General features: G+C 59.0%; 3 protein-coding genes. All 3 read right to left on the minus strand.

Annotated features, from left to right (window positions below; all coding sequences use genetic code 11):
• Nucleotides 1-845 precede the first annotated feature (845 nt).
• A complete protein-coding gene (locus ACIQ17_RS32380; RefSeq protein ID WP_398473655.1) occupies nucleotides 846-1,307 on the minus strand; it encodes a hypothetical protein in 462 nt (153 codons plus the stop codon).
• Nucleotides 1,308-1,446: 139 nt separating this feature from the next.
• The gene (locus ACIQ17_RS32385) at nucleotides 1,447-1,755 is read right to left on the minus strand and encodes a hypothetical protein (RefSeq protein WP_398473656.1); all 309 of its coding nucleotides are present in this window, start codon (nucleotides 1,753-1,755) and stop codon (nucleotides 1,447-1,449) included.
• 56 nt (nucleotides 1,756-1,811) lie between these two features.
• On the minus strand, nucleotides 1,812-2,957 hold the full coding sequence (locus ACIQ17_RS32390) for a glycoside hydrolase family 19 protein (protein ID WP_398473657.1): 1,146 nt from the start codon (nucleotides 2,955-2,957) through the stop codon (nucleotides 1,812-1,814).
• Between the last annotated feature and the right edge of the window lie 345 nt (nucleotides 2,958-3,302).

A 3,302-nucleotide genomic window follows, 5' to 3' on the forward strand; every position in this document is an offset into this window, starting at 1 on the left:
ATTCACGCAGCGCGAGGAATCGCCGGAAAAGTCGGCCCGATGCACGCCCGATGGGACACCATCTTCGACGCAGAAGCGATCCTTCAAGGCAAGCCGTCGATGCTGAAGCGACCCGTCATTGAGAAGATGCTTGTCGAGGCGACTGCCGGGCTCCCGCGGTGATGGAATAAGAGGAAACGGATGTCAGACGCCTCACATTCACTGCCATGGCAACCGATCAAATGCGGCGCATGCGACGCAGTCGTCGGCGAAGGTAAGTCGAGGCCCGATTTCGCCTACTGTTGGGAGCACGGCAGATGCCATACCGGTCGCCACATGCCCATCGTACCGAAATCGGCGACGCTCGTGGTGGAATAGGTTCGCCCCTCCCCGCCATGGGGTAGAGTGGCGGGATGCTTTTGGAGGTTGGGATGAACGATATGCTAGATGCGGCCGTAAAAGCGGCTTTGCACGAAGCGCGTGTAGAAGGAGCGGATTCGTCTTGTGATTACGGAGACGCAGAACAGATCTGCATTGCAGTAATTAAAGCTATCCGCGACCCACTTGCCAAAAACCTATCCCGCGCAATCGCCGAAGGCCGTGCTTCAAAGTACCGGGGATACCGCCTAGATGATGAATGGGTGTGGGGTGAGATATTGAAGGACGCGATCAACCGCGAGCTAAACACCGCCTTGCCTCCGCAATCTCCCGCAGAGAGTATCCATTCCTTACCGCCCATGCCAGAGCCGCCGCCCTACCATGCACCGCGACGTAGTACCGGATCGCAGCACAGTCCAGCTTTGGCTCTTCCGCTCTGGAACGGATGCAGGTGGCTAGGAGAATGAGGGCGCAGAGGGTGAGGATTTTCATTCACCTCGCCCCGATAGCGTGGCCATCAACTCGCGGAAATCCTTCTTAATATCGACCGCAAGCTCCTTGATCGTTTCTTCCAGCCGGTCCGTGGCTTTCAGAAAGTCGCTCTTGAGGACGTAGTTGTCCCGCCCCCATATCTCGATCTTGTGCATCTCCTTCTCGACGCCTTCGATATAGCGCCGGAGAGCCATTCCCATTTCGCCCGCAACAGAAGCTTGTGTCTTCTGCTCGGCGGCTAGTTCGCTGGCCAGGTCTTTCATGGCGAGAGCCGTCCTTTCCTGATGTGCCTTCATCAGTTGGTCGGATCGTTCGCGCTCCGCGTTGGCACGCTCGTCGCCTCTTTTCTCGACGCGAGCGACAGCCCAGACACAGCCAGCGACAACACCGCCGGCCGTTATCAGAAAACCAAGGATCATGAATACCAGTTGCGCCCACTGGAAACCGGTAAGCTCCATCCTCAGTTAACCATTCCGCGGAACCGAACGCGTCGGATGTCAATTTTCATGGTTTGATAGCCCCAGCCAGTCGGAGAGATGTTTTCTTCGGGTGGTTAGGCTCAGCACAGTGTTCGCTGCACGGTGCTGGGCCGACTGCTTATTTCTTCTTCGCAGCCGTGATTGCCGCCACGACGGACGGTGACGGATTGGGCTTCTCGACGACCGCATTCGCCAACGTGGCAAACCGATCGGCGTTGTTCTTGGAGCCTGCCGACGACCCAAAGAAATAGTTCACGATCTGCTGCTGTCCGGCGGTCAGGGTGCCGAGCAGCAAGAGCAGGATCGGGTTTTCCTTGATGATGTCGGTATTGGCGATGACGACAGCCAGGATCACGAAGAATGCGATCGTGTACACGGCAGACAGGAGAGTGACGCCCCACTGCATCGAGGCTGACTGAGCCCCCACCACACGCGCATTCTGCGTGTCATCCGCCGCAATCCGGAACTGCTCGGTCTGCTGCTTCAGCTCTTCGATTTTGACTTGCGCTTGGGCGAGGATTTCTTGACCGCGCTGCGCTTCGAGCTGCTGGAGCTTGCCCGCCGCGTCCGGGTCTTCTGCGATGGCTTTGCCGACTGCTTCCGGCGTTTCTTCGACTCCGAAAGTAGCTGCGATTGCTGACCCTGCAAGGCCGCCAATTGTAGCGCCGATTGGGCCACCGATAGCTGTGCCGAGGACGGCGCCGAGCTTGGGGGCGAGAGGGGCGACGGTTCCTGCGATACTTCTCCAGTCGATGTCCACGGCCAGTGTCCTTTGGTGATGCGATAGCCAATGATGAATGCTGCGATAACGAGAGCGGTCAGGCCGCCCATCCAGCCGAGAATGGAAAGGGCTGAGATGCCCTGCTGGTGGGCTGCGGCGATGCCGCCAGCGCCTGCCGTGGAGCCAACGGCGGCAAGAGCCACGGTTGTCTTGTTGGCCGGCTCCTTGGGCTCCGGCGCCGCGCTGGTGATGGTGGCGACGCTCTCCAGCTTCTTCAGGATGGGATCATTGCCGGCCATCAGGGCCTGTCGATCGGCCAGCCCGTTCGTGCCGCCGTTCCAGGCCTTCACGCAGCCCAGAAAGTCATTGGCATCGGCAAAGCGGTTCAAGTTCTTCCAAGTCCAGAAGGCAGCGCAGATTTCGGGCTGCAGGCTGAGGCTGGAGGCCAGAGAGGGCGTTGCCACGGCTGGGATGCTCGTCAGGCGCTCAAGGGCTGCATAGCCATCCCTGCCCGTCCACTGAGGCCCGCCACGGCCAATATAGGTCGATCCGTCCGAAGTACCCGGCCGGTTGCCCATTCGGTTGCCGTAGATGTCGTCAAAGGCCTTCTTCTGCCAGCCGGCGGCCTGCCCATACTTTGCCTGCACCGCAGATGCGCTCTTGAACCGGTTGGGCCAGACCTGAGCCATCCGCGACGCGGTGTAGTTGATGTTCTCGGTCAGATCCTTGATCGTGAACCCGCCGCACTCGTGCTCAATGTTGGCGAAGAAGTACGCCAGCCTCGTCTTGGTGGCGTTGATCCCGGCCTTTGTCAGGACGTCCTGTTTGGATGCAAATGCATCGATCACTGCTTGTGGAGCGCGCGGGAATATTCCGCGGAGATCCGCGGTCGTCAGTTTGATGGGCATGTGGTGTCCCGATGTTATGGAATCAAAAAACCGCCCGAAGGCGGATTACGGGGCCGCTCCGAGAGCGTGCCAGTTGATCGTGGCTGTGCTCCACTTCTAATCACAGAACGGCACCCGCCTTTTGAGTTGCCTTTCAGCAACCTCTGGTGATAGGAACCTGCCCGAATAAGGAGACGTGTCCGAGGGGGGGCGGTAATGCGAACCGCGACTAAAATTGTGAGATCTTTGTTTGTTGCAGGTGCGTTCCTAGCCACTGCTTGGTGGCTTCACTTTTTGTATTTGTCAGTTGTAGACGGCTCAATATGGCACTGATGACGGCCTCGGGCGCCCTGCCTGCTAGATCGG

Origin of the sequence: Tardiphaga sp. (genome assembly GCF_044340795.1) — a bacterium.
Classification (GTDB): domain Bacteria; phylum Pseudomonadota; class Alphaproteobacteria; order Rhizobiales; family Xanthobacteraceae; genus Tardiphaga.

Excerpts from the sequence above, each read along its gene's own strand:
- ACIQ17_RS32390 (WP_398473657.1), bottom strand. The coding sequence starts at position 2,957 with ATGCCCATCAAACTGACGACCGCGGATCTCCGCGGAATATTCCCGCGC.
- ACIQ17_RS32380 (WP_398473655.1), bottom strand. The coding sequence starts at position 1,307 with ATGGAGCTTACCGGTTTCCAGTGGGCGCAACTGGTATTCATGATCCTT.